Source organism: Bacillus arachidis, from assembly GCF_030285945.1.
Taxonomy (GTDB): Bacteria; Bacillota; Bacilli; order Bacillales; family Bacillaceae_G; genus Bacillus_A; species Bacillus_A arachidis.
On record NZ_CP127373.1, the window covers coordinates 118,848 to 141,269 of the forward strand.

Here is a 22,422-nt window from a genome sequence, read left to right on the forward strand (position 1 = left end):
TTGTAGAAATAATCATTCAATAAAAATAATCCGAAAAATTCATCATATTAAGGGAGGAATTAAATTGATTGAGCAACTATACGAAGCACATTTACCAGTTAGTAACTTAAAAGAATCTATTTCATTTTATGAGAATTTAGGATTAGAATTATCCCACACAGTAGATAATCGTTTAGCATTTTTTTGGATTAAAAAAAACAAAAGTTGGTTGGGTCTATGGGAAACTGAGGAAGCAAAAAGTAAATACCATCCTTCAACGAGACATATAGCTTTTAGTACTTCTTTGGACCAATTAAAAAACGCAGTAGCTTGGCTGAAAGAAAAAGGGATTGACCCGCGGGGAGAATTTGGGTTTGAACCAATTGAACCATTCGTTATGGTTACAAATGACGGCATAGCGCATGCGAAAATTTACTTTAATGATCCAGATAAAAATAGTTTAGAACTAATTTGCAAACTTGAAAATAACTCTAGAGTAACTAAAAACATGTATTTAAGCGCATGGGAATCAATTGTAAAAGATAGTTAATAAATAGTTGTTAAAGTTATCTAATAGTTGATTATCATAATATTTAATTACATTTATGTTCTTCTAGAAAATATCATAGATACTACTTAAATAATAAAACTGGAGGGAGTTTATGAACTCGAAAAGTTTAATATTGGTCACTCCATGGGTGAAGTATGTTAGAAAAGCAAAAAATGAAGATATATATTGTGTTTCAATTTGGAAGAAAAATAAAGGTGCAGAAAATTTGTTGCAAAAAATTGTTGAATTATCTGATGAAACTTATATATTCGATATTACTAATTATCAAAAGTTAGAAACAGTCATAAAGGCAACTTTAGAAAGTACTCATATTGACTACATATTTCATGCAGGGCGTGAAGATACAATGTTAGAAACGTATAAGATTGCTGAAAAATATGGTAAAGCATTAAATAGTTCGAAGTCAATTGAATATATTAACAATAAGCTGAAAATGAGAGAGTTATTATTAAAATACAATTTATCACCTGTTCTTTATATTCCAATCGATACAATAGCTGAACTGGAAAAGGTATCAGAAAAATTAGAATTTCCATTCATCATTAAACCCCAAGACATGTCTGGGAGTAGAGGTGTTTATTTATGTAGAAGTAATGAAGATGTTAATAAATTCAAAGAAGTCGTTTACAGCTATAACTATATTGGACCATTTATTATAGAAGAATTTTTAGAAGGTCCAGAAGTTAGTGTGGAAGTAATATCAAAGCATGGAATACACCATGTAATAGGAATTACTGATAAGATAAAAAGTGCTCCACCTTACTTTGTGGAAATGGGACATATACATCCCTCACGACTGGATTCTGAAGCGAAATCGAATATCTCAAAACTTGTAACGGATTTTTTAACATTAGCTAAATTCAAATTTGGACCAACTCATACTGAAGTAATATTAACAAAAAACGGTCCGAGAATTGTAGAATCACAAGCAAGATTAGGAGGAGATCAAATACCTCAATTAGTAAACTTATCTACCGGCATTGATATTGAATCTTTAATTTTTAAACTGTTAAATGATGAACCTTTTATAACCCCAAAAAAACAAAAAGTAGCAGCAATTTCTTATTTTTCCCTTCCAATGGGAATTTTAAAAGAAGTAAGCGGCATTGATCAAATACAATCTTTACCCTACGTACAAGAAATCTCATTCACATTAAAATCTGGAGATAATATTCCACAGATTAAAGATTCTAAAACTAGGCATGGTTATTTTATTGTTGTTGGTGAAAATCATGAGGAAGTTGTAGAGCATAAAAATACAGTTCACTCATTATTAAAAGTTGAAACATGCAAGGAGAATCTTCAAATTAACTAGGAGTGTTTTAATTGAATTTTAAAGACTTACATATAAATATAAAAGTAAGAATTTTCGTTTTATTACTCCAAAGTACTACGTCGAATATGATTTTGCCATTTATGTCAATTTATTTTTCAATTCATTATGGTGTGAAATTGGCTGGATTAATTATGCTTTTTACTGTTATAGGAAGTATACTCGCAGGATTTTATGGGGGCTATCTAGCAGATCAGTTTGGTAGAAAGAAAATTCTTGTAGCATCTGAATTCATCAGGTTCTTAACCATTGGATTTATGGCATTAACTAACTCCCCACTATTTACTGCACCAATTATAACAATGGTACTTTTATTTATTAACAATTCTTGCTTTGGTTTAGCAAATCCAGCTAGAGAAGCAATGATAATTGATGTTAGTACGCCTGAAAATAGGAAATTTATTTATTCTCTGACTTATTGGGTTAATAATTTTTCTTTAGCAATCGGAACATTACTAGGTGCATTTCTTTTCAATAAATACTTCTTTTATATTTTACTTGTTACAACGGCTGTAGTTCTAACAACTTCTATAGTTATGTATTACTTTATTGAAGAAACAAAGCCTCAGGAACTTGATGACAAAAAGACAAAATCTAAAACGAATAATATATTTTCTAGCTATAGAGAAGTATTTAAGGATAAATTATTTCTGAAATTTTTTATTGCAAGTTTATTAACACTAGGAATAGAGTTACAACTTGGCTACTACATTGGTGTTAGATTAGCAAGTGAGTTTAAAACACAAACTTTAATAAACATTTTTGACCTTAGTATTTCATTTAACGGTGTAAAAATGTATGGGATATTGAGAACTGAGAATACCGTTTTAGTCATTATTCTCGCATTGTTGGTGTCTAAATTAACAAAAAGTTTATCTGATCAAAGGTCACTTTATATGGGGATAGTGTTGTTTACTTTTGGATATATGGTTTTAGGGGTTAGTAATAATGCATGGATTTTATTACTCTCTACAGTTATTTTGACTATAGGGGAATTAATGTATGTTCCTATAAAAAGAGTCTTACTAGCTGATGTAGTTAAGGAAAGTATGCGAAGTAGATATATGGCCGTAAATAGTTTAACTTTCAGAGGTGGCCTAGTAATTGGATCACTCGGAATAACTTTAGGAGCATTAATTCCATCTTGGGGAATGTCAATTATCTATGGTCTAATGGGGGCTGTAAGTATCTTACTTTTCTCAAAGGTATATAAAGAAAAAAAAGAAATAAATTTAATAGACCTAAAAGGAAGTGCTAAATTGTGAATGATGAACATTATATGGAAATTGCAATCAACTTAGCAAAATCGATAGGTAATCAAACAAGTCCAAACCCAAACGTTGGTTGTATTATAGTAAAGGATGGATTAATTATTGGTATGGGAGCACATTTAAAATCTGGTGAAGGACATGCTGAAGTCTTAGCTTTAAATATGGCCCAAGAAAAGGCTATTAATAGTACAGTCTATGTTACTTTAGAACCTTGCAATCATACTGGCCTAACTCCTCCTTGTACAGAGGCACTAATTAATGCCAAAGTAAAAAGAGTTGTAATTGCTGAGACTGACCCTAACCCACTAGTAAAGGGAAAAGGTGTTAATAGGCTACGTGAAGCTGGTATTGAAGTAAATATAGGTATACTACAAAATAAATTAGAAGGACTAAATGAATTTTACAGACATTATATGGTCCATAAGAAACCTTATATTACTTTAAAAACAGCTATTTCTCTGGATGGAAAAATCGCAACTTATTCTGGAGATAGTAAATGGATAACTGGTAAAGATTCAAGAAATGATGTGCATATATTAAGAAATAATCATGATGCAATCATTGTCGGGGTAAACACTGTCATAAAAGATGACCCTAAACTTACTGTACGATTGAAAGATAGGAAAGGGAGAAATCCTATTAGAGTTGTATTAGATTCTAATTTACGAATACCTATAAATGCTAGCTTATTACATGATGGGAAATCAAAAGTAATTATTTTTACAACCACGTCCATAAATCAAGTCAAAAAAGAACAGTTACAAGAAATAGGAGTAGAAGTAATACAAACAACTTCTTCTACAACAAAAGTAAATCTAGAGGAGGTTTTGCATATTTTAGGAACAAAAAAGATTACATCTGCATTGCTTGAGTCGGGAAGTGAATTAAATGCTGCATTTTTAAAGGCTAATCTGGTTAACAAGATAATTACTTATATTGCGCCAAAAATTATTGGTGGAAAATCTAGTATTCCTTCATTTGGTGGAGAGGAAATACAAACTTTGTCAAATGCAAAAGAACTATCGATTCAAGAAGTTATGAAAATAGGTAACGACTTGAAGATAGTGAGTGTACCTATTTAGTGTCATACATAGATAGTTTTTTATTACCAAAGTTTATATATAATTTTCGGATTTTTACCTTTTCCATTATTACTAATATAAAATAAGTTGAAATCAATCTTACTCTTTTGAAAGCCTACGTCAACGATTCCTTCCTTTTGAAGTATGAAGAAAATAACGAATTTATGTTTTTGTTTTTTCACTTTTTGTGTTCTAGGAATAAAAAAACACTTTATTTGTAAAAAATCTAACGAATTTTTAATCGACAGAGTAAAACACTCCAAAATCCCTACAAATTGGTTACTAATTCAAAAATAAAATAATTGTTGCCATGCACTTGAAGGGAGGATAAATGTGTTCAAGAGATTAAATGAAGATATCAAGTGTATATTAAAATCAGATCCAGCAGCCAGAAATATAATTGAAGCCCTCTTATGTTATCCTGGTATACATGCAGTATGGTTGTACCGTATTAGTCATAAATTATGGAAAAACAAATGTTATTTAATAGCTCGATTAATTTCACAATTCACAAGGTTTCTAACTGGAATAGAAATTCACCCAGCAGCAAAAATAGGACGTAGATTGTTTATTGACCATGGTGCTGGTGTTGTCATTGGTGAAACCTGCGAAATTGGTAATGATGTTACCATATTTCAAGGGGTAACGCTTGGAGGTACTGGAAAAGAAATTGGAAAAAGACACCCTAACATTGGTGATGGTTGTGTAATTTGTTGTGGTGCTAAAGTATTAGGAGCAATTACAATAGGAAATTACTCTATAATTGGAGCAGGTTCAGTGGTTTTAAAAGATGTGCCGAATAATTCTACTATAGTAGGGATTCCAGGAGAAATAGTAAAACTAAACGGTATAAGAACCAAAGATAGAGTTGTTATACCAATAGACTAGGTTAATGATTTATAAAGGATAGATGGTTCTGGTGCAAGAAGTCTATAAAACTTGGACATACTGATACTATTACTCTAAAAAAGGTGTGTGATCGGTATGAAAAAGGAAAATTTATTCAAATGGAAGCACTATCAACCTGATATTATCTTATTAACGGTAAGATGGTACCTACGGTACAACCTAAGTTTTCGTGATTTGGTGGAAATGATGGAGGAACGAGGTTTGTCGGTTCTGTTGCAAAGTTTGAAAAAGCATAAACAGGTTGAGTAAATGAGGAACAATATTTAGGAAGTAGCTAGTAATTGTTGAAGTTCATTGTACGTTGAAAAGGCGGAGTCTCTTTGAAGACTTCGCCTTTGTTTATATAGAGCATGAATGGTCTCGATACCTTTTATCGTACGTGAAGCATGACGAAAATTTTGAAATCCTGCAGATTTGGCAAAACGTCTCTTTACATGCCTGTGATCCTGTTCAATAAGGTTGTTTAAATGTTTGATTGTACAATGAATTGTAGTTTGATAAAATCCTTGTTTTCTTAATTTGTTAAATGCACAAAGTAATGCCGGCGCTTTGTCTGTAGTGAGAACCGTTGGTTCTCCAAAATGTTTTACTAATCTTTTCATGAAGGCATAGGCAGCCTGATGGTCCCGTTTTTTACGAAGTTGAATATCCAATGTGTTTCCATCCTTATCAATTGCACGATAGAGATAACGCCACTCTCCCTTAACTTTGATATAAGTCTCATCCAAATGCCAAGATAGTTGTGCAGATTTATTTTTCACTGTCCATATTTGATAGATGAGATTGCCATATTCATGAACCCATCGCATTATGGTTGTAGGGTGAACTGAAATACCACGTTCTTTCAGAATTTCAGAGACATCGCGATAACTTAAAGAAAAACGGCAGTAGTAGCCGACGGCTATTAAAATAATATCTTTCTTGAATTGTTTTCCTTTAAAATATCTCATGCCTAATTCCCCTAGATCCTGTTTTCTAGAGTGTAACTTCATGTAGGAAACTTTGCAACAGAACCGTCGTTACTTTTGATAGCTAACGAATTAGTCCTAAGACAGCCGAGCTAACTCCCTTGTTCCAAAGGTTATTTTACTGTCATTTATGCCAACGCTAATAAGCGTATTGCTTCATTTTTGATATTGATAGCTGAGTTATAATCTCTATCGAGATTTACACCACATACACAAGAATATACTCGTTCAGACAATGATATATCTTTCACAATTCCACAACTGCTACATGTTTTTGTGGAAGGAAACCATTTGTCTATTTTCACAAGTTGTTTGCCTTGTTCTTGTAGTTTATAAGCTAAAAAAGAAGTGAACATACCCCAACCATTGTCAGCGACACTTTTTCCAAAATTAAGTGATTGCGACATCCCTTTCATGTTTAGTTCTTCAATAGCTATAACGTCAAAATTAGTAGCTAACTCTTTAGACTTATGATGAAGAAAATTCTTACGTTGGTTCGCTACTTTTTCATGTAATTTCGCTACACGAGTACGTTGTTTACTCCAACGTTCTGAGCCTTTAGCACGTCTTGATAATACTCATAGATATCTCTTAAAAAAATTCAGAACTCTTTCTATACCAAGTTAATTTCAAATATAATAAAAATAGCCAAATGCCTGTACATTAAGGCATTTGGCGTATTTCATTAATTAAAATCATTTGATAAAGTAATTAGTTTGAATCAGTATTTAGGGCTTTCGCTTCATCAATTCTTTCCTGAATTTCTTTTAAAGCTTCAGCATACTTTTGTTCACCTGCAATTTTTTTGATTTTCTTTTTATTTTTTTCTGACAATTCATTGTTGTATACAACAATTATTTTTTCATCTTCAATAATAGACCCGTCAGCATTATACTGAACAGTTGTATTGTGACTTTCTGTCATATCATAGTCAGGATTTAATTTTTCTGGAATAAAGGAGGTATCTGAGTTACTATTACTTTCTTTTAAATAAACATAATAATATTTATTCTGACTACGTGTTTCTTTAGGTACTTCGGAAGTTTTTTCTGTCGTAGTAGCATTTGTTTTTTCACCTATTTCTTGTTCTCCTGTATTATTAAAAAACAGAAAAATACTTAATCCCAAAAGGCTAACAATGACTAAACTAACTATCATTATTTTTTTCTTCTGTAACAACTTTTTCACCACTCAATTTTTATGTATTTTATTTTTCAATAATTATATGCTTTATGATTCTTTGTTCTTTTAAAATTATTAAACAGCTTATTAATATAATATCAAATACCGCTAACCCTAAAGAGATTTTTCCTAATAAAAAGGTATTGCTGGATATAAAAAAGCATACTATAAAAGAAAATTGCCAAAAAACTAATAAGGCTAGATACACTATGTTATGTCTTTCTATAAATCTATAACCAAAGATCCATTGTAATGCAAATGTTTGTTTGTTTATCTCTAAATAGTATACTGCAGAGAAAAAGAGTAACACTGCTGCAAGTAATATAAATAAGGTAACGTTAATGATATTTAATTGAAGTTTTTCTGTATCATTTGATATTTTCTGTTCAACACTTGCATATGCAACAGATACTGGGCTCCAAATATTATCTAATCCATATTTTTTTAAAGTTTCTTGTGTATTTTTAAAAGGATTTTCTCCCATATTATTTTTAGTGTAATATCCGTAACCCATCGCAATGGTACTCGCTGTAAATGTCGGCTCAAATTCAGGGGTAATAATTACAGCAATCGGATCCTTTATTTGATATTTACTTTTTTCTGCCATTTTGGTAGAAAAAGTAAAATAAGATTGTTCATTTTTCACATATATTATGTTAATTTTAATCGAAGCTGCCTGATTACGATTAATCATAGCTTCATACTCTTCTTTTATTGTTTCTTTTATATCTTCTTGGTCTTTTTTGTATTTTTGTGGTACTAATACGACCAGCTCACTTTTACTTGTTTTCGGCAATTCCACTTCATTACCATTAACACCAAAAATCGGATTTACATCCAAATAATTCTTATTAATTTTCACTTGTTTACCTTCTATTCCCCATGGCTTTGAAGGTAACTTATTCCCATTTTCTTCAAAGTAGTAATTGGATGGTGAGATATAAATAGATCCCTGTTCTTCAAATTCCTTATACAACTTCTTAAAATTATATAGCTGTCTCTCGTCTTTTGTATCTAGCCCTTTTCCTTCCATCTCCATTCCTAAAAAAGAATATTTTTTTAAGACATCCCATTTAGCTTGTTGGCCTAATGTATCTCTTAACTTTTGAAATGAATGGATCCCTTGTTCTAACCCTAATATTAAAAAGATCGCCAATATAAAACGAACAATACAATTCAAATAAAAAAATGTTTTTACTGGTTTTTGGTTTTTAATTGCCTGAGATATACCTATGCTTTTAGTCCCAATCCATGAAAACAATAAAATTAGGGAAATAGTTAAAATTAATATAGATATATTTTTAATCCAAAAAATTAGAAAAGGAAAAATTTGCTGATACTGATTATAAAAATATAAATATAATAATAATATTAACCACACCAAAATAAAAGCATAGAAGATTAGTCTTAGATATCGTTTTAACAAATAGAGGCCAATATGAAAAAAGTTATCTCCATGTAAATATCGTATTGCAATAGCTTTATAATTATTGATAATATCATAAAACATTGCAAGTAATATTAACAAGCACAACACCACACATGTTATATAAATCATATCTTGATATGGATATTCAGTAAAAAGGGAATTAGATTGTTCTTGTGAGAGTTCAATTGAAAAACCATAGTTGGTAGCTAATTTTTTAAATACTTCAACATTGTTAGTGCCCTTTAAAATATATGTACCTCTAACCTCTTTCGTTTTTCCGGCGGCAATTAGAGGCCGAATTTCTATTGGATTAAAACTATGAAAAATTTCTAATTGACCAATTTGATATGTACTATTAGTTTTAAGAGTGGACATAAAATCATTTGTATTGCTTTTTTCATCCAAATACTTCCCATTTTTTAGTTTTATTTTTTCAAAATACTTATCTGGGTCATATAATGCTATATAATATACTATTTTTTCTTGGTTATTTTCTGTTAATTCATACGAGGTCCTTTGTAAGTTCACTTTTGCTTTATCTACAATTTTTGTTAACATTTGAAAGTTCTCTAATTTACTTTTTTGAGGATTACCTTCCTTTATTTCTAAATTCCAATTTTTTTCAAGATAATTACTATTATAATTAAAAGCTTGAAAATCTAAAAACTCGAACTGTTTAATCGATAAAAAGCTAACAATTGTAAAAGTAATGGTAAGTAATAAAAATATTAATTTTTTCATAGTCTAGCCTTTCCCTTATAGTTGAATAGTTCGCGAAAAAAGATGTACTAAACTCTTGTCATGGGTAACCACAATGATTGTTTTACCTTGTTGATGCAATCTCTGAAACAAAGTAGCAATAATATCCCTATTTTCACTATCTAAAGATCCTGTTGGTTCATCAGCTAAAATTAGAGTTGGATCTTTGAGCAATAATCTAGCAATCGCTACACGTTGCTGTTCTCCTCCACTAAGTGTACATACCTTTTTTTCTTCGTAACCTGTAAGTTGAACTTCATCTAATGCCTTATGTATTGCCACTTTTTTTTCATTTTTCTTCATTTTTTTATGTTTAAGAGCAATTTCTAAATTATGCTGGACGGATTCATTATCTATTAATGCATAGTTTTGAAATATGAAACCTATATTATTTCTTAATAAGTAATGTTTTACTCTTTTTGATTGTGTATTTTTCCCTAGAATTATTACATCACCAGAATCAGGTTTTTCTAATGTCCCTATTATATTTAAAAGTGTTGATTTTCCTTGACCACTTTTACCATATATTCCAATAAATTCACCTGAATATACCTTTAAGTTAAAATTCTCAAATACTTTTTTATGATCAAACGATTTATTCATATTTCTTATTTCAATCATCTTACTGCTCCCTGATATCAATTTTTAAGGGGGATTATATAAAACATATAAATCCCCCTTGTGCATTACAATATTTAATTAGTATATTTATGATAATTTACTCTATAAGGACCTGTATAATCTAAAAATATTCCTGCTTTAACCCCACGTGGTGCAATTTCACTCTTAAAAGTTTTACCATTCTTTGTTATTCCCGCAGAATGACGAGCCAGCTGATGGTTATAAATTGAATAGTCCTTCATTTTATTTTTATCAAACCCGTAACTCCAACTATCAACACTTCCCGCAGATGCTGTAATAGGTACTAATGCTCCTACAGCTAGCATGGATGACAACGCAAAAGTAATCGCTTTCTTCTTCATTTTATTTCCCCTTCCAATTTTTTGTATTTTTGTTTCTAGTACATAATAACATAATTTTATAATATTACAATATATAATTACAATTTAATTAGAGTGCTTTAATTTAACTAACAAATTGCATTCAAATTTTTTGTTTGTATTTGTTTATTACTTCTAATTCAGTAGCAGATAATCTAATTTCATAAACTAACCACAGAAATTCATCACACAACTAAATTTTATGGCAACTGGTATATTATAACAATATAATTATTCTGAATATGCAGAATTACATATTCAGAATAATACGTAAAACAAACTCATTCAAACATTGCTATATAAAAAAGCCAGTTCCTCCCATAGGAACTAGCTCCTTATCCATATTCATAAAAACATATAACTTATACTACTTTACTTTTCTATAATCCATTTTTAATACAGCGCCGCTTGTTACTTCCAAATATTCGACCGTAATTTTATGCACTCCAACAGTCATCGGTACTTTTACCTTTCGAACCTCACCTGCACTAGCTTTCCAAGAATCAATAATGCGTTTATCATCAATATATACTCTTACTCCATCATCAGCCTTAGCTTCAAATTCATAATTACCATTTTCAAATAAACCTAGCTTTGTAAAACGGGCAGAAAAATTATCATTAGGTATACTTGGATACGGAGAGCCCTTTCCCCAGTTAAAATCAATGTTAATAAATCGATCTAATGACCATTTCCCCCCTTTAACTATGGCTTCACCTTTTAAATCTTTATTAGCATAATATTCTGCTGTCCAATGCGGAAATGGAACAGCATCAGTATATGGTTCCATACCAAACTCTACTTTACTTGCTCCTCCCTCTTCTAAATATTGTACCTCAATAAGGTGGATATCTTTTTCTGTAGACTTTCCAAGTATTGTTGCACCTGTATTGTCATTGATTACTACCTTTCGAGCATCTTCTACATATCTACCGCTTGCATGCCATCGATCTATTACAAGTTTACCATCAATATAAACTCGAAGACCATCATCTGCTTTTCCACGAATAATGTATTCGCCCTTTGGTAAACGTTTTACAGTAGTATAGCGAGCAGAAAAATTATCCTTTGGTACTTTCGAAGTTGGAGCCCCTTCCCCATTATCTTCCGCAAGTTTTTGCTGTTGCCCTGCTGGTGCAATTACTCTTGCATCTACAGGAAGCCCTTGTAGATCCTTATTTGGGTAATAATAAGCTAGCCAATAATCAAATGGAACAATATCAGAAAATATACCCGCATTCCCCGTTTTTTCATGGAAATCTGTCTCTATTTTGTGGTTTCCTTGCGCTAGCTTTGGTAAAAGTGCACGTTTTATTTGCCCACTTGAAGAATCATTCCATCCATCAATTATCTTTTTTCCATCAAAATTTACTTTAACATAATCATCAGCAAGAGTTTGCATAAAATAATCTCCTGCTTCTAAACTTTGTGATTGATCAAATTTTGCTGAGAAGTTATCGTTTTTTTGACCCTCCGGTGCTCCTGATCCCCAATTATAGTGAACTTGACTTGCTTTTTCTTTATAAATATTATCCTTAGAAGAAATATCTGCACCGGGAATAATAGAATAAAAGTTATCAATATCAGGAGTCCAAACAAGATAGTGATCTTGCGGAGTAGATATCCATTCATCATGTACAATTGCAGAGCGATGCCATACTCTTTCAGCTGGATCAAAAATTTCCTCATAACCCACACCTGTTACAGCATGATTTTTATAAATGGGGTGTGTTTGAGTTGTAATAATCGCTGGTCTATTTTTATCTATTTCTTTTTTGTATTCCTCAAAGATGGCTGGATTTACAGGTTTATTCTTATATTCCTTGATAGAAACAGAATATTTCCCTGTTTTTTCCCAATATTCTTTCGCACCAGCTATACCCTTATTACCAAACGTATAACCTTGAGCATCCGTCTTCATTAATTTTGGTAGTGTGTCGAGAATATATGCTTCATAATCAGTTTGATTATTTTTTAAACGTGGGAACCCATTATTCGCCCAATAAGTTATAACGTTTGCATAGGCTGTTGGAAGACACCCATTAGTCCAGTCAAAATCTGGAACATTTGATATGAATTTATGATTATAATAAGGTGCACTTACTGAGCGCACTGAACGACTATTTTTTTTCAAACTATTGTTTTCTGAAGAAATATTCTTTGAATTAGTAAATATGTTTATATCTTCAAGAGCTTTTTTTGATACCTCTTTTTTAGTATTTAAATCTATGTACGAACCTTCTTTACTAGATTTTTGCAAATATGACATTGGTCCTACATAAATACTACGCTCTTTATCTACCGTTTTGTATGGATTAGCACCTTGTCTTGTAGATTCCAGTACACCTGAAAGTTTCTCGTTACCACTCACAATAATAAATCCATTTTCCTGATTTCCGCGCTGTACAACAAACAAATACGCCGTTAATTCCCTATTTTCATCATACAATTTTCGATCTAATACCAATTCACTCTCTTTCCAATTTGTCTCCGAATTATTTCGAATAACTTCAAAATAATTTTTTGCTTGCTGAGTAGCTTTTTCTACAGATACAGTGTTCACATTATGCTTTTCTTCAGCATGAACATTTGTTGTAACAAATAATAGTAAAGCTACAAACATTAAAATACTATAACTTTTTTTCAATAACTTAACCATACTACAACTCCTTAACTATTGATTTTTAATTCCCGAATATAATATAACAATATTTAGAAAAAGTGAAATTGTTTTCCTATATACAAATTTACATATTACAAAATATGCATTATAAATATATATGCATAAAAAAAAAGGAGGTTATGTATATGTGGAAAAAATCATTTCTTATTTCGTGCTTATTAGTAACTTTTTATTTATCAAGTGGTGGGGCTGTATCTGCACAAACAATTCCGTCAAATGAGATGACTTCCAGTTTCTCTTATATTTTAAAAAGAAACGCTTTGATTATGGCTTATGCTGCTGAAGAAGCGAAAGAAGAGGGAACCTATCCTTGGAGTGTAGGGTTGGCATTTGCTGAAAAAGTTAAGCCTGGTGGTGAATGGGATTATAAAACAAAATTTGGGAGAAAAAAACAATTTATTTGTATGGGATATTTAATGAAAGGTGAGGATTTAGGTAATATACACTTTGGCTATGTAGCAAGAGCTGCCACAATTCCAATCGAATTAATAGCTACGAAGGAGGGCGCTTACCAAATATGGTATGATGAAAAACTTAAAGGATGGGCTGATAGTTATTTTGATCAGCCAAGTGATGAAACAGGTAGAGCACATGGGGTATTATTATGGGATAACAAGTTACTTCCAAACCCTCAAGATCCACCGCCCCCACCTGTGAAGCCTTTTGAATCCGCTAAAGAGCAACCAAAATTTAAGGCTCTAACTATAAAAGAAAAAACTGAAATTAAAGCAGATATACAACGTATATCTAAAGAATTGTTGAAATAAATATAAAAGGTTGTTTCTAAAAACTATATATTACTATACAAAAAGCTGGTTCCTAATTTAGAAGCCAGCTTTTTGTATAGTAATCATGGATAAATTGCATCCCCATAAATATGCAATTATGCATATTTATGGGGATGCAATTGCTATAATATACCATTTTATCTAGAATATTATTATATTATGAATAAAGGAGATACAATATGAAACCACTTATTAAAGGATTAAGTATGAGTGTTTTAGCAATGAGTATTTTGCTTCCTTCCAGTGTCAGTTTTGCAAATGAAAACATTGATTCTAGTCAAACGAACAAAACTATTACTTCGTCAAAACCACCATCATTGGATCCTGAGGAAGGAAAAAAAATCATTGAAATTGGGAAAGAGAAAGCTAAAAAGGCTTGGGAACAAGAGAATCAAAAAAATAAGATAAACAGGATGCGACCACCATCTGAAAAATATTCCCTAAATGTTACACATTTTAAACAAACTGATTGGTTTTATTGCGGACCAGCATCGGCACGTAGCGTTCTAACTTTTCATAAATCTGACAGTGGGTCAGCGTTTCCTCTACCAACTGAAAGAATCCTTGCTTCTTTAATGCAAACAACTAACCAGGGAACAAATTCTCTTAACTTAGCTTGGGGATTAAATGCGTACAAAGACAATTATGATTTTGCTGATAGTCCTTATGGAGCTACAACCCCTAGTAGCATTAGAGAACTGGAAGTATTGGTAAAAAATAAATTATCAGATGGAACCAATGTACCGATTGTACTAACAAATACACAACACTTGGCACGTTATAAAAATGCTGAAAAAAACTATAGGCATTTTATTGTAATTAACGGATACCAGGGATCGGATAGAACAATGGAAATTGTAGATCCTAACCATAAACGGGATAAGAACGACCGAGCTTTAGGTGGTGAATATACGGAGAAAATAGACAATAATGGAAAAGGAGTAGGAAAGGCCGTTTTAAGTGCTACGGGTTCCAATCCAACATTAGTATATTGAAATACCGAAAAATAACTCCCATTATTCTAAGTCTAGGAATTCTAGTCTCTTGTACTCAAAATAAGTCAAATATAAAGCAAATCAATAGTACTTATCCAGAATTAAAAATAAATTATGATACATTTTATATGGCTTCTACTTCCAATAATAAAATGTATTTACCTGTTGCTGATAAGAGTAAAGAAGGTCTACCTAATAAACTTCTTTCATATAATTTTTCTAACAAAGCAGAGGAGACTGTATTTCATTCGAAAATGGGTGGGGATGCAAACATACAAGGGGTACATGCCAATGAAGAATGGTTACTATGGATTGATACGAATACTGTTGGCTCAAAATCTGTTCTTTATACAAAAAATCTAATCAACAACAAACAAACGCAAATCCATAAAACCAATGAAATTATAGAACCTTACCTTTATAAACATTATGTATCCTGGATGGAAATTAATGAACAAAAAAACAATGCAGATATTGTACTATATGATCTAGAAACCAATACGAAAACAAAAATAGCTACCGTAGGATCTTATGACACCGCTAGCACTACTCTTCATATGAATGAAGATAAAATAGTCTATACAAACTCTACTGGGACCCAAACTACTATAAGCACTTATAACCTTAAGAATAAGCATGTGAGTAGCTATTTAGTCCCACAAAATAATATTTTATCTCCTAGAATTGTTGGAAATAAAATTATCTATGTGAGTTTATCTAATGAAGAAAATTCCACTGGAAATCCAATTGAGACTTATTTCATTTTAGATATGAAATCTAAGAATATAACACCTCTTTTCATTGAAGGTATAAATAGCAAGCAAGGAGATACCATTGGATCTTTGAGTGCAACTATGAATTATTGGGCTTTTACAACAGACGATCAAAAAATTTGGGTGTATCAATTAATTGAAGATGGGTACAAAAGAATCAAGTTGGATATTCCAAACGTATTTCAATTGCGCATGTCAGAAAATGGGGATACTAATGTCATATGTGACGACCCAAATGCCCCTCCACAAAAGGGACATGATTCTATCGTGTCAATTTCATATGCTAAATTAAAATCTAAGTTTCAAAATGAAAAAATAGAACCTTATATCAATTAAATGTAACCTATACAAAAATAGCGTTATTATCTTTGTATATAGTGTAAGCTTAACACGAACTAACATCACTTAATCTGTTATTTCGTGTTAAGCGATGTTAGTTCCATAAGGTAGACAAATTAAAATCAAGGTTATTCTAGGAGTAATTTTTGAATTGATTTTTATAACTTGTTTGTTTTGATTTATATTACTCCTTTTTGCATTAATTCTATTCCCACAAAAAATATATAACTACGACCAAACTTTTTTATTGTTAGATACAAGTCTCAAAACATTACCATTGTAACGAAATATATATTCTAAAACACCAAAATAAGCTATTCTTTCTATAATTATGCGGAAAGAATAGCTTATTTTAATATTTTCAGATGCAATACTCTATTTTCTCAAAAAATCCAAACCTCCTGATTTCCTATCTGTCCTTCAATAACTAATAGTTAGATGTACATTCAATTTTCTTTACAAAAAAACTTTTTGAGACAATTAAATACATCTCTCTTATTCTTCAATATATAATACCTAAACCTTTCATCAGTAATGTCTTTATAAACAGAAAAAAGGGTAGATGATGAACGATTGTACTGGTTTAATTAGCAAGGATGTACTCAACTACTCTGTTGATTAATCCATTTCTCTGGAATTAATGCTATTCCATTACGCCAAGTTTTTTCTATTAAAGCCTCTTGAAATCCTTCATCCAAAATATTTGCATGATCCGTTACAATAATTTGCATTTCTGAATCTAATTCATTGCAAATATCAAATAAAAAGTCAAACATTCTTTTTACAGCAATTCTATCCTCATCAGAAATCTCATTTATTTTCCCTTCTAACTTTGAGTATTTTTCTGGCGGAAAATATACTTGAGTCGGTTGATCAAGAACAATAAAATTAGGAACTGGCCGTTCTTTTTTAATAAAAAATTTATGTTAAGCTAACAAAGTTATCAAGTGACACCCCAACCAATTTGCACCACTTCCCATTCTATTCATCGGTATCGGGCGATCCTCACTATCTGCAACTACAGTTAACTTTTTAACATCTAATCTATATGGATATTCGGCGTGTTCTAACTGAAGTTTTTCAGCCCATTTTGACATTTCTCGACCAATAACATTTAAGATAGAAGCTAAATTTTCTTCTATATCTTCCTTATTTATTTTTCTTTCTAAATCAAATATCTTTTTCTCCTTTTTCTGGATTTCCTCTATAAGATCAGAATTTTCTTCAATTTCGCTTACACTTTCTAAAAATAAACTAATTCTTCCTACAGCTTTTGCGGCTGTATAATTAAAGTCATTTAGTTCTTCAATTTCTTCCTGTTGATTATTTAACATCTCAATTTCCATATTTAATTGTCTTAAACTTAATTTAGCATCGCTTAACTCTTGTTCAATGCGAGTTAAATAATTATCAAGATACGTGGTATAGGCGGTTTAACATTACTTCAAATTCACACTATTAATAATCCTTATTTATTATAAAATAATCGCTTTTGAAATGAATGGTTTAGGTGTTATCCGTTAGTTCTATAATCCTATTACTTGTAACACCTATCATTGCTATAATCTTTTTATAATATAGAAATATCCCTATTTCTATACTTTTGTTATCGAAATATTGAAGTAGGGATATAGGGAAATCTTTCGAAAGAATAACTAGAGTGGTAGATTTGATACTCTCATCCCTAAAGGAGGCTCTGTCGCACCGTAGTGAGCTTTCTCGTTCGGAACATCTGTCAAATGACAATAAAATCGTTTGACAATCTAAGTTTTATTCAAAAAATAGCGCCCTATAATTGGATAACATGGATACTGAACTGAGCTTTGCTAATGCATAGGATCCTAAAGATCGTTTGAATTACAATGAAATAGTCCTGATATTATTACTATAACTTCCTTCACAATATAGAAATCTCCCTATTTCTATAAGTGGATATTTCCCTATATATTTAATTTCGTTATCCAAAATATAGATATAAGGATTCTTTTAGAAAGTAACTAGAGTAGTAGATTCTCCCCCCTAATCGGGCGCCGTTGTATCGTAGTGAGCTTTCTCATTCGGAACATCTGTAAAATGACAATACAGTTATTTAATTTCGATATAAAAATATAAGAGATTTGCTACATTTTTTTGTAGTAAGGCTCTTTGTCACTTTATCCATAAGTTGACCGCATTTGGAAGCATTAGTTGACCAGAAAACACTTACTTTTATAGGCGATTATCTAATTATCTAACGGAATTGGAAGCATAAATTGGCCTTGAGTTAATGATTAACCAATAAGCTGACCGTTAGTTTATGCAGAATTTTATACATATGGAGTAAAGTAAATAAAGACAATGATTGCTTATAACCACTGATATAACGGGATGAATAAGAAATTGCATACGTAGGTGAAGAGGATGCTTCACCTACTGTTGATAAGCCGAGGATTATTGGTGCGGAGAACTTCTGATAATAGGACATTATGTTAACCGAACATGTATAGGGTATACACTGTTCCTTATTTAACTAAAGGGCAGAATACTTCAATAAGGATTATGGTTTTTTGTGATAAATTTAGAGGAGATCCAGTAAAGAATTTTGTTCAAAAAGGGGATTTTACAATGGGAAAACGGAAATTATCAATTACAGTATTCTTATTAAGTTTTTTTTCATTACTTATTTCGCTTAAATTATTTTGGAATTTAGGTATTTTTGTTGATGAGTATGGTTTAAGCCCCGATATTGTTAATGGCGGAGACTTTTGGCTTACAATGGATTGGTTAAGATTATTATTACTGTTATTGCTGTGTGTAGTATCTGGTATTAATATTTTTAGTGCTAAACAAAATAAGTGAAATAAAGTAAATAAACATTGCAAAGAATTACACTTAAACTAACGGGTGCTTTAATTGAACAGGAAACTAAAAACTTTTAACTTCCGCTTTCGAAAATTATGTAAATGAGCTGTCCATATGGGCAGCTTATTGTATTTTTTGCTTAGCGTGGATTTTATGTCATTTGGTTGGCGGGACCCCATCGCTATCAAGCTAAGCTCATGTAACGTCAATGATAAGCAAGATTGTTTCTTTTTTTCGAAAGTCTATATGTAGATGCTTTAAAGATTTGCATACGAAATAAACCCTAACGGGTTTCCTTTTTTGAATTAAGCCGCTTGATTATCAGACATGGTACAATTGTAAACGACACCTAATATATCAAAGACTGTTTTCTTCTCATATCGATGAGATTTTCGTCCGTTTTGCTGTAGGAGGTTGAACATACGAAGTAGAACCTTTGATAGCTCTTGGGTGTCTTTCTGTATAGCTTGGAAAAGAAGAAGAAAATAATCTTTAATCATATATATGGCCTTATACTCACTCAGTTCTCGTTTCTTTTTCATAAGAAGTAATTGCCGCATTTGAAACATGATAGAAGAACAGAGTAGAATGGCAATCAATTGTCCATACAAATGGCACTCCCATCTTTCTGGTTTTATCTTTTTACACTGATGAATTTGAAAGAATGACTTCCATGTTTTAAATAAAATTTCGATTTGCCAACGTAAAGAGTAACAATCATGTACTTGTCCCATCGGGACAATATCTGTAGGGGTGTTTGTCATATATACATTGATACCACTGAGCCGTTTACTACGAGGAGAATACTTCATTCCTTTCTTTTTTTCTCTTACAGTTTGATCTTGTAATCGTTTTTGTTGTTGTTCTTTTGTTAGCCGATGAACAATCACACGAGTTGGTACTTTATCAGTCATTCCTACATAAGCGTCGGATATTTCACATGTTTGTCCTGGTTGAAGAGAGTTCATTAAGACCTCCATATCTATCTGTATATACTCTGTACCTTTCTTGATTCTTCCATCTTGAAAATAATCAGGGGTGGGATTTTTTTGATAAATACGTGTATTTGATTTAATACGAGAGATATAGTAAGCCTTTTTATCTTGTATATGTTGAAGATCTTTCAAGTGAAAATAACCTAAATCACGGATACATAAATCATTCGCTGTCACAGTTGGAACACACAGAGAACCATAGGTTCGATCATGTTGTTTACCTGGACCTGTATGAATATGTAGGAATTGTCCACTTAATAGATCATACTCAAGCTGAATCTTCACCCCCGCTGTATGGCTACATCCTCCTGCACCTGGATAAACAGATGAAAATACATCGGGAAGTTGAAATGCAGTTGAATCTAGGATACGAATACGTTTGAAAATAGAAGTGTATGGAGAAGTGAGCAGTTTAGTTGAAGATAACTTTTGGTTGAGAAGTTCGGCTAACACTTGTTGTAGAAATTGCACGGCTGTGACATTAAATCGTTGATTCAGTCCCTCAGGACTGATGAGCACTTCTGTTGATGCTTCTAAACAGCTACATAACTGAGTTAAAGAGGTTTTAGCGACATTTTGACTCATCCATACACATAAAGCTACTAAATCTTTTGCTTGGTACTTACTGGTTCGTTGTACAAAACCAACATCTCTAGCAAGATCTCGTAAGAAATTTGGAGATAAGAAGTTTTGAATTTCTTGAGCAAATAGTTGTAATTCATCGGATACAGAAATAGACATACAAAAACACCATCCTTTTCTATGATTCTACAGAAAAAATAGAGTATTTTTGTTGATCTAAAATAAAGTCCGATAATTTGTAAAAAAGATTGATAACTTAAAATAAAGTTTGATAAAAACGATTAACTAAGTAAAATGGGGGATTGTATTATGGGTAAGAGTTTATCAGAAATGTCACTTGAAGAATTGTGGAAACTGTTTCCGATTATACTAAAAGAACATAATCCAATATGGAAAGATTGGTATTTACAAGAAGAAAAATTACTTAACAACATAATCGGTAATCAATATATTGAGCGAATAAATCACATAGGAAGCACTTCTGTTAATGGGTTATTAGCAAAGCCAACGATAGATATATTGATTGAAATAACAGAAGACTGCGATTTGAAATTTTTAGTGAGTAAGTTAGAGAAAAACGGATATATTTTAGAAAAGCAACCACAAAAGCCAGTACCTCATATGATGTTTATGAAAGGCTATACAGAAAAAGGATTTGCCGAAAAAGTATTTCATCTTCATGTTAGGTATTTAGGTGATTGGAATGAATTGTATTTTAGAGATTTTTTACGACTGCGAAAAGATGTTACCAAAGAATATAGTAACTTAAAAATGAGCTTAATAGATAAATATGAACATAACAGAGATGGATATACTGAAGCAAAAACAGAGTTTGTTAACAAATACACTAAAATTGCAAAATCTAAATTTGAAAACAAATACACTCCAAACTAATGAGCATAGTATTTCCTATTGAACTTTTTATAAAGCAAGTCCTTGATATGCCAGCAAGGAATCCATTTTAATCAATCTTTTTTCAAAATGGATCCTTTTTATTTATCATAAAATGCTGATTTGTGAGGCATTTTTGCTCAAACTTTATTCCAAAGCTACATTTTTTTCGTTTTAGGGGGTATTTTGTTTTGTTAGCTTGATAGCAATGTGGCGGGACCCCATTATTGGAATAGATCAGAAGATTCCTAACCCTGAATTTATTGTATTCCTCCTTATATACATACCAAAATAATCCAAATAAACTGTGACAAAAATGATATATACAGGAAAATAAATCCAATAATTATGGTATAATTTTCAATGTTATTATAGGGATGGAGAACACGATTTAAATTAAGATTACGCCTAAAGAACTAAGATTGATTGCTAAAAAGTATGATAATTTAAGAGAATGTGTTGAGTTGGGGATGATGAATTGAAAAATAATAAATCAAATAAAGCTTTAAAGATTGGAACTAATATCGTACTTATTTTATTACTTTTAGGTGCAGTCCAAATGTTTTTTGGTGAAAATTATAAAAATAACCACTTTGGTTGGTTATTTTTGATAGCTTTTTGGATGGTTAGAAGTATTTATGGTTTTATCATAAATTTAAAAGAAGAAAATAAGAAGTTAGCATTAATTGATTTAGGTTTAGTAATTTTTGCTTTTTATTTTTTATTTTCCCAGAGTGTAAAATATTTTCTCTGAAAATAACTAGTTCACTAACAGGTCTTTAATTTGAATAAAACTCATATAAAAAAAGCTTAGAGTCATATGAGAACTCTGAGCTTTTTTGAATAATACCGATAACGATAATTATGTGGACACTAAAGTCCCCCAGTTAAACAATCTGAAGGACTTTTAATAGTCTTCTAAATACATTGAATCCCGATAATGATGCGTTATGTTAATTAGGTTTGGATATTGTATACATCGTCTTTTCTTCAACAAAGAGTTCGGATTCATACAGTAAGAATTATTTTTTTTAATTATTAAATAAGGCAA

General features: G+C 31.2%; 17 protein-coding genes and 5 pseudogenes. 12 read left to right on the top strand and 10 right to left on the bottom strand.

Annotated elements, in window-relative coordinates:
- Positions 1-64 precede the first annotated feature (64 nt).
- The 6 genes and pseudogenes from QRY57_RS00645 to QRY57_RS00670 all read left to right on the top strand — a co-directional run.
- Positions 65-529 carry a VOC family protein gene (locus QRY57_RS00645; RefSeq protein ID WP_349775656.1) on the top strand — a complete coding sequence of 155 codons (465 nt, stop codon included), beginning with the start codon at positions 65-67 and terminating at the stop codon, positions 527-529.
- 112 nt (positions 530-641) lie between these two features.
- A complete protein-coding gene (locus QRY57_RS00650) occupies positions 642-1,865 on the top strand; it encodes an ATP-grasp domain-containing protein (protein ID WP_286015045.1) in 1,224 nt (407 codons plus the stop codon).
- An 11-nt stretch (positions 1,866-1,876) separates the two neighbouring features.
- Positions 1,877-3,148 carry an MDR family MFS transporter gene (locus QRY57_RS00655; RefSeq protein ID WP_286015046.1) on the top strand — a complete coding sequence of 424 codons (1,272 nt, stop codon included), beginning with the start codon at positions 1,877-1,879 and terminating at the stop codon, positions 3,146-3,148.
- Positions 3,145-4,236 carry a bifunctional diaminohydroxyphosphoribosylaminopyrimidine deaminase/5-amino-6-(5-phosphoribosylamino)uracil reductase RibD gene (gene ribD / locus QRY57_RS00660; protein WP_349775657.1) on the top strand — a complete coding sequence of 364 codons (1,092 nt, stop codon included), beginning with the start codon at positions 3,145-3,147 and terminating at the stop codon, positions 4,234-4,236. Before QRY57_RS00655 ends, ribD begins: the two co-directional genes overlap by 4 nt.
- Positions 4,237-4,569: 333 nt before the next feature.
- Positions 4,570-5,097, top strand: a pseudogene (gene cysE / locus QRY57_RS00665) (serine O-acetyltransferase); the annotation flags it as partial.
- A 123-nt stretch (positions 5,098-5,220) separates the two neighbouring features.
- Positions 5,221-5,355 (top strand): annotated as a pseudogene (locus tag QRY57_RS00670) (IS6 family transposase); the annotation flags it as partial.
- A 53-nt stretch (positions 5,356-5,408) separates the two neighbouring features.
- On the opposite strand, the gene QRY57_RS00675 reads toward QRY57_RS00670, so the two are convergent.
- The 7 genes and pseudogenes from QRY57_RS00675 to QRY57_RS00705 all read right to left on the bottom strand — a co-directional run bounded on the left by QRY57_RS00675 (position 5,409) and on the right by QRY57_RS00705 (position 13,143).
- Positions 5,409-6,095 carry an IS6 family transposase gene (locus QRY57_RS00675; protein WP_286015047.1) on the bottom strand — a complete coding sequence of 229 codons (687 nt, stop codon included), beginning with the start codon at positions 6,093-6,095 and terminating at the stop codon, positions 5,409-5,411.
- A 146-nt stretch (positions 6,096-6,241) separates the two neighbouring features.
- Positions 6,242-6,691, bottom strand: a pseudogene (locus tag QRY57_RS00680) (RNA-guided endonuclease InsQ/TnpB family protein); the annotation flags it as partial.
- A gap of 133 nt (positions 6,692-6,824) precedes the next feature.
- Positions 6,825-7,292 carry a hypothetical protein gene (locus QRY57_RS00685; RefSeq protein WP_286015048.1) on the bottom strand — a complete coding sequence of 156 codons (468 nt, stop codon included), beginning with the start codon at positions 7,290-7,292 and terminating at the stop codon, positions 6,825-6,827.
- Positions 7,293-7,320: 28 nt separating this feature from the next.
- Entirely contained in the window at positions 7,321-9,465 is a 2,145-nt protein-coding gene (locus tag QRY57_RS00690) for a hypothetical protein (protein WP_286015049.1), read from the bottom strand.
- A gap of 15 nt (positions 9,466-9,480) precedes the next feature.
- Positions 9,481-10,104: an ABC transporter ATP-binding protein gene (locus QRY57_RS00695; protein WP_286015050.1), complete on the bottom strand. Its 624-nt coding sequence runs from the start codon at positions 10,102-10,104 to the stop codon at positions 9,481-9,483.
- A 74-nt stretch (positions 10,105-10,178) separates the two neighbouring features.
- Positions 10,179-10,466 carry a lactococcin 972 family bacteriocin gene (locus tag QRY57_RS00700; protein WP_286015051.1) on the bottom strand — a complete coding sequence of 96 codons (288 nt, stop codon included), beginning with the start codon at positions 10,464-10,466 and terminating at the stop codon, positions 10,179-10,181.
- 385 nt (positions 10,467-10,851) lie between these two features.
- The gene (locus QRY57_RS00705) at positions 10,852-13,143 is read right to left on the bottom strand and encodes a PA14 domain-containing protein (protein WP_286015052.1); all 2,292 of its coding nucleotides are present in this window, start codon (positions 13,141-13,143) and stop codon (positions 10,852-10,854) included.
- Between the two features lie 149 nt (positions 13,144-13,292).
- Between QRY57_RS00705 and QRY57_RS00710 the strand changes: the two genes are divergently transcribed.
- The 3 genes from QRY57_RS00710 (at position 13,293) to QRY57_RS00720 (ending at position 16,059) form a co-directional block, all read left to right on the top strand.
- Positions 13,293-13,934 carry a polymorphic toxin type 44 domain-containing protein gene (locus QRY57_RS00710; RefSeq protein WP_286015053.1) on the top strand — a complete coding sequence of 214 codons (642 nt, stop codon included), beginning with the start codon at positions 13,293-13,295 and terminating at the stop codon, positions 13,932-13,934.
- 200 nt (positions 13,935-14,134) lie between these two features.
- Positions 14,135-14,950, top strand: a complete 816-nt coding sequence (locus QRY57_RS00715; protein WP_286015054.1) for a C39 family peptidase — start codon at positions 14,135-14,137, stop codon at positions 14,948-14,950.
- 128 nt (positions 14,951-15,078) lie between these two features.
- On the top strand, positions 15,079-16,059 hold the full coding sequence (locus QRY57_RS00720) for a hypothetical protein (RefSeq protein WP_286015055.1): 981 nt from the start codon (positions 15,079-15,081) through the stop codon (positions 16,057-16,059).
- Between the two features lie 449 nt (positions 16,060-16,508).
- Here QRY57_RS00720 and QRY57_RS00725 read toward each other — a convergent pair.
- Positions 16,509-16,649: pseudogene (locus QRY57_RS00725) on the bottom strand (sporulation protein YhbH); the annotation flags it as partial.
- A gap of 15 nt (positions 16,650-16,664) precedes the next feature.
- Positions 16,665-17,408, bottom strand: a pseudogene (locus QRY57_RS00730) (DUF3732 domain-containing protein).
- Positions 17,409-18,666: 1,258 nt separating this feature from the next.
- On the opposite strand from QRY57_RS00730, the gene QRY57_RS00735 reads away from it, so the two are divergent.
- On the top strand, positions 18,667-18,900 hold the full coding sequence (locus tag QRY57_RS00735) for a hypothetical protein (protein WP_286015056.1): 234 nt from the start codon (positions 18,667-18,669) through the stop codon (positions 18,898-18,900).
- 308 nt (positions 18,901-19,208) lie between these two features.
- Here QRY57_RS00735 and QRY57_RS00740 read toward each other — a convergent pair whose 3' ends face one another.
- Positions 19,209-20,639: an IS4 family transposase gene (locus QRY57_RS00740; RefSeq protein WP_286015057.1), complete on the bottom strand. Its 1,431-nt coding sequence runs from the start codon at positions 20,637-20,639 to the stop codon at positions 19,209-19,211.
- A gap of 150 nt (positions 20,640-20,789) precedes the next feature.
- On the opposite strand from QRY57_RS00740, the gene QRY57_RS00745 reads away from it, so the two are divergent.
- Together QRY57_RS00745 and QRY57_RS00750 are read left to right on the top strand one after the other, a co-directional pair.
- A complete protein-coding gene (locus QRY57_RS00745) occupies positions 20,790-21,374 on the top strand; it encodes a GrpB family protein (RefSeq protein ID WP_286015058.1) in 585 nt (194 codons plus the stop codon).
- Positions 21,375-21,849: 475 nt separating this feature from the next.
- Positions 21,850-22,125 (top strand): hypothetical protein, encoded by a 276-nt coding sequence (locus tag QRY57_RS00750; protein ID WP_286015059.1) that lies wholly within the window; start codon positions 21,850-21,852, stop codon positions 22,123-22,125.
- The last annotated feature ends 297 nt before the right edge of the window (positions 22,126-22,422 follow it).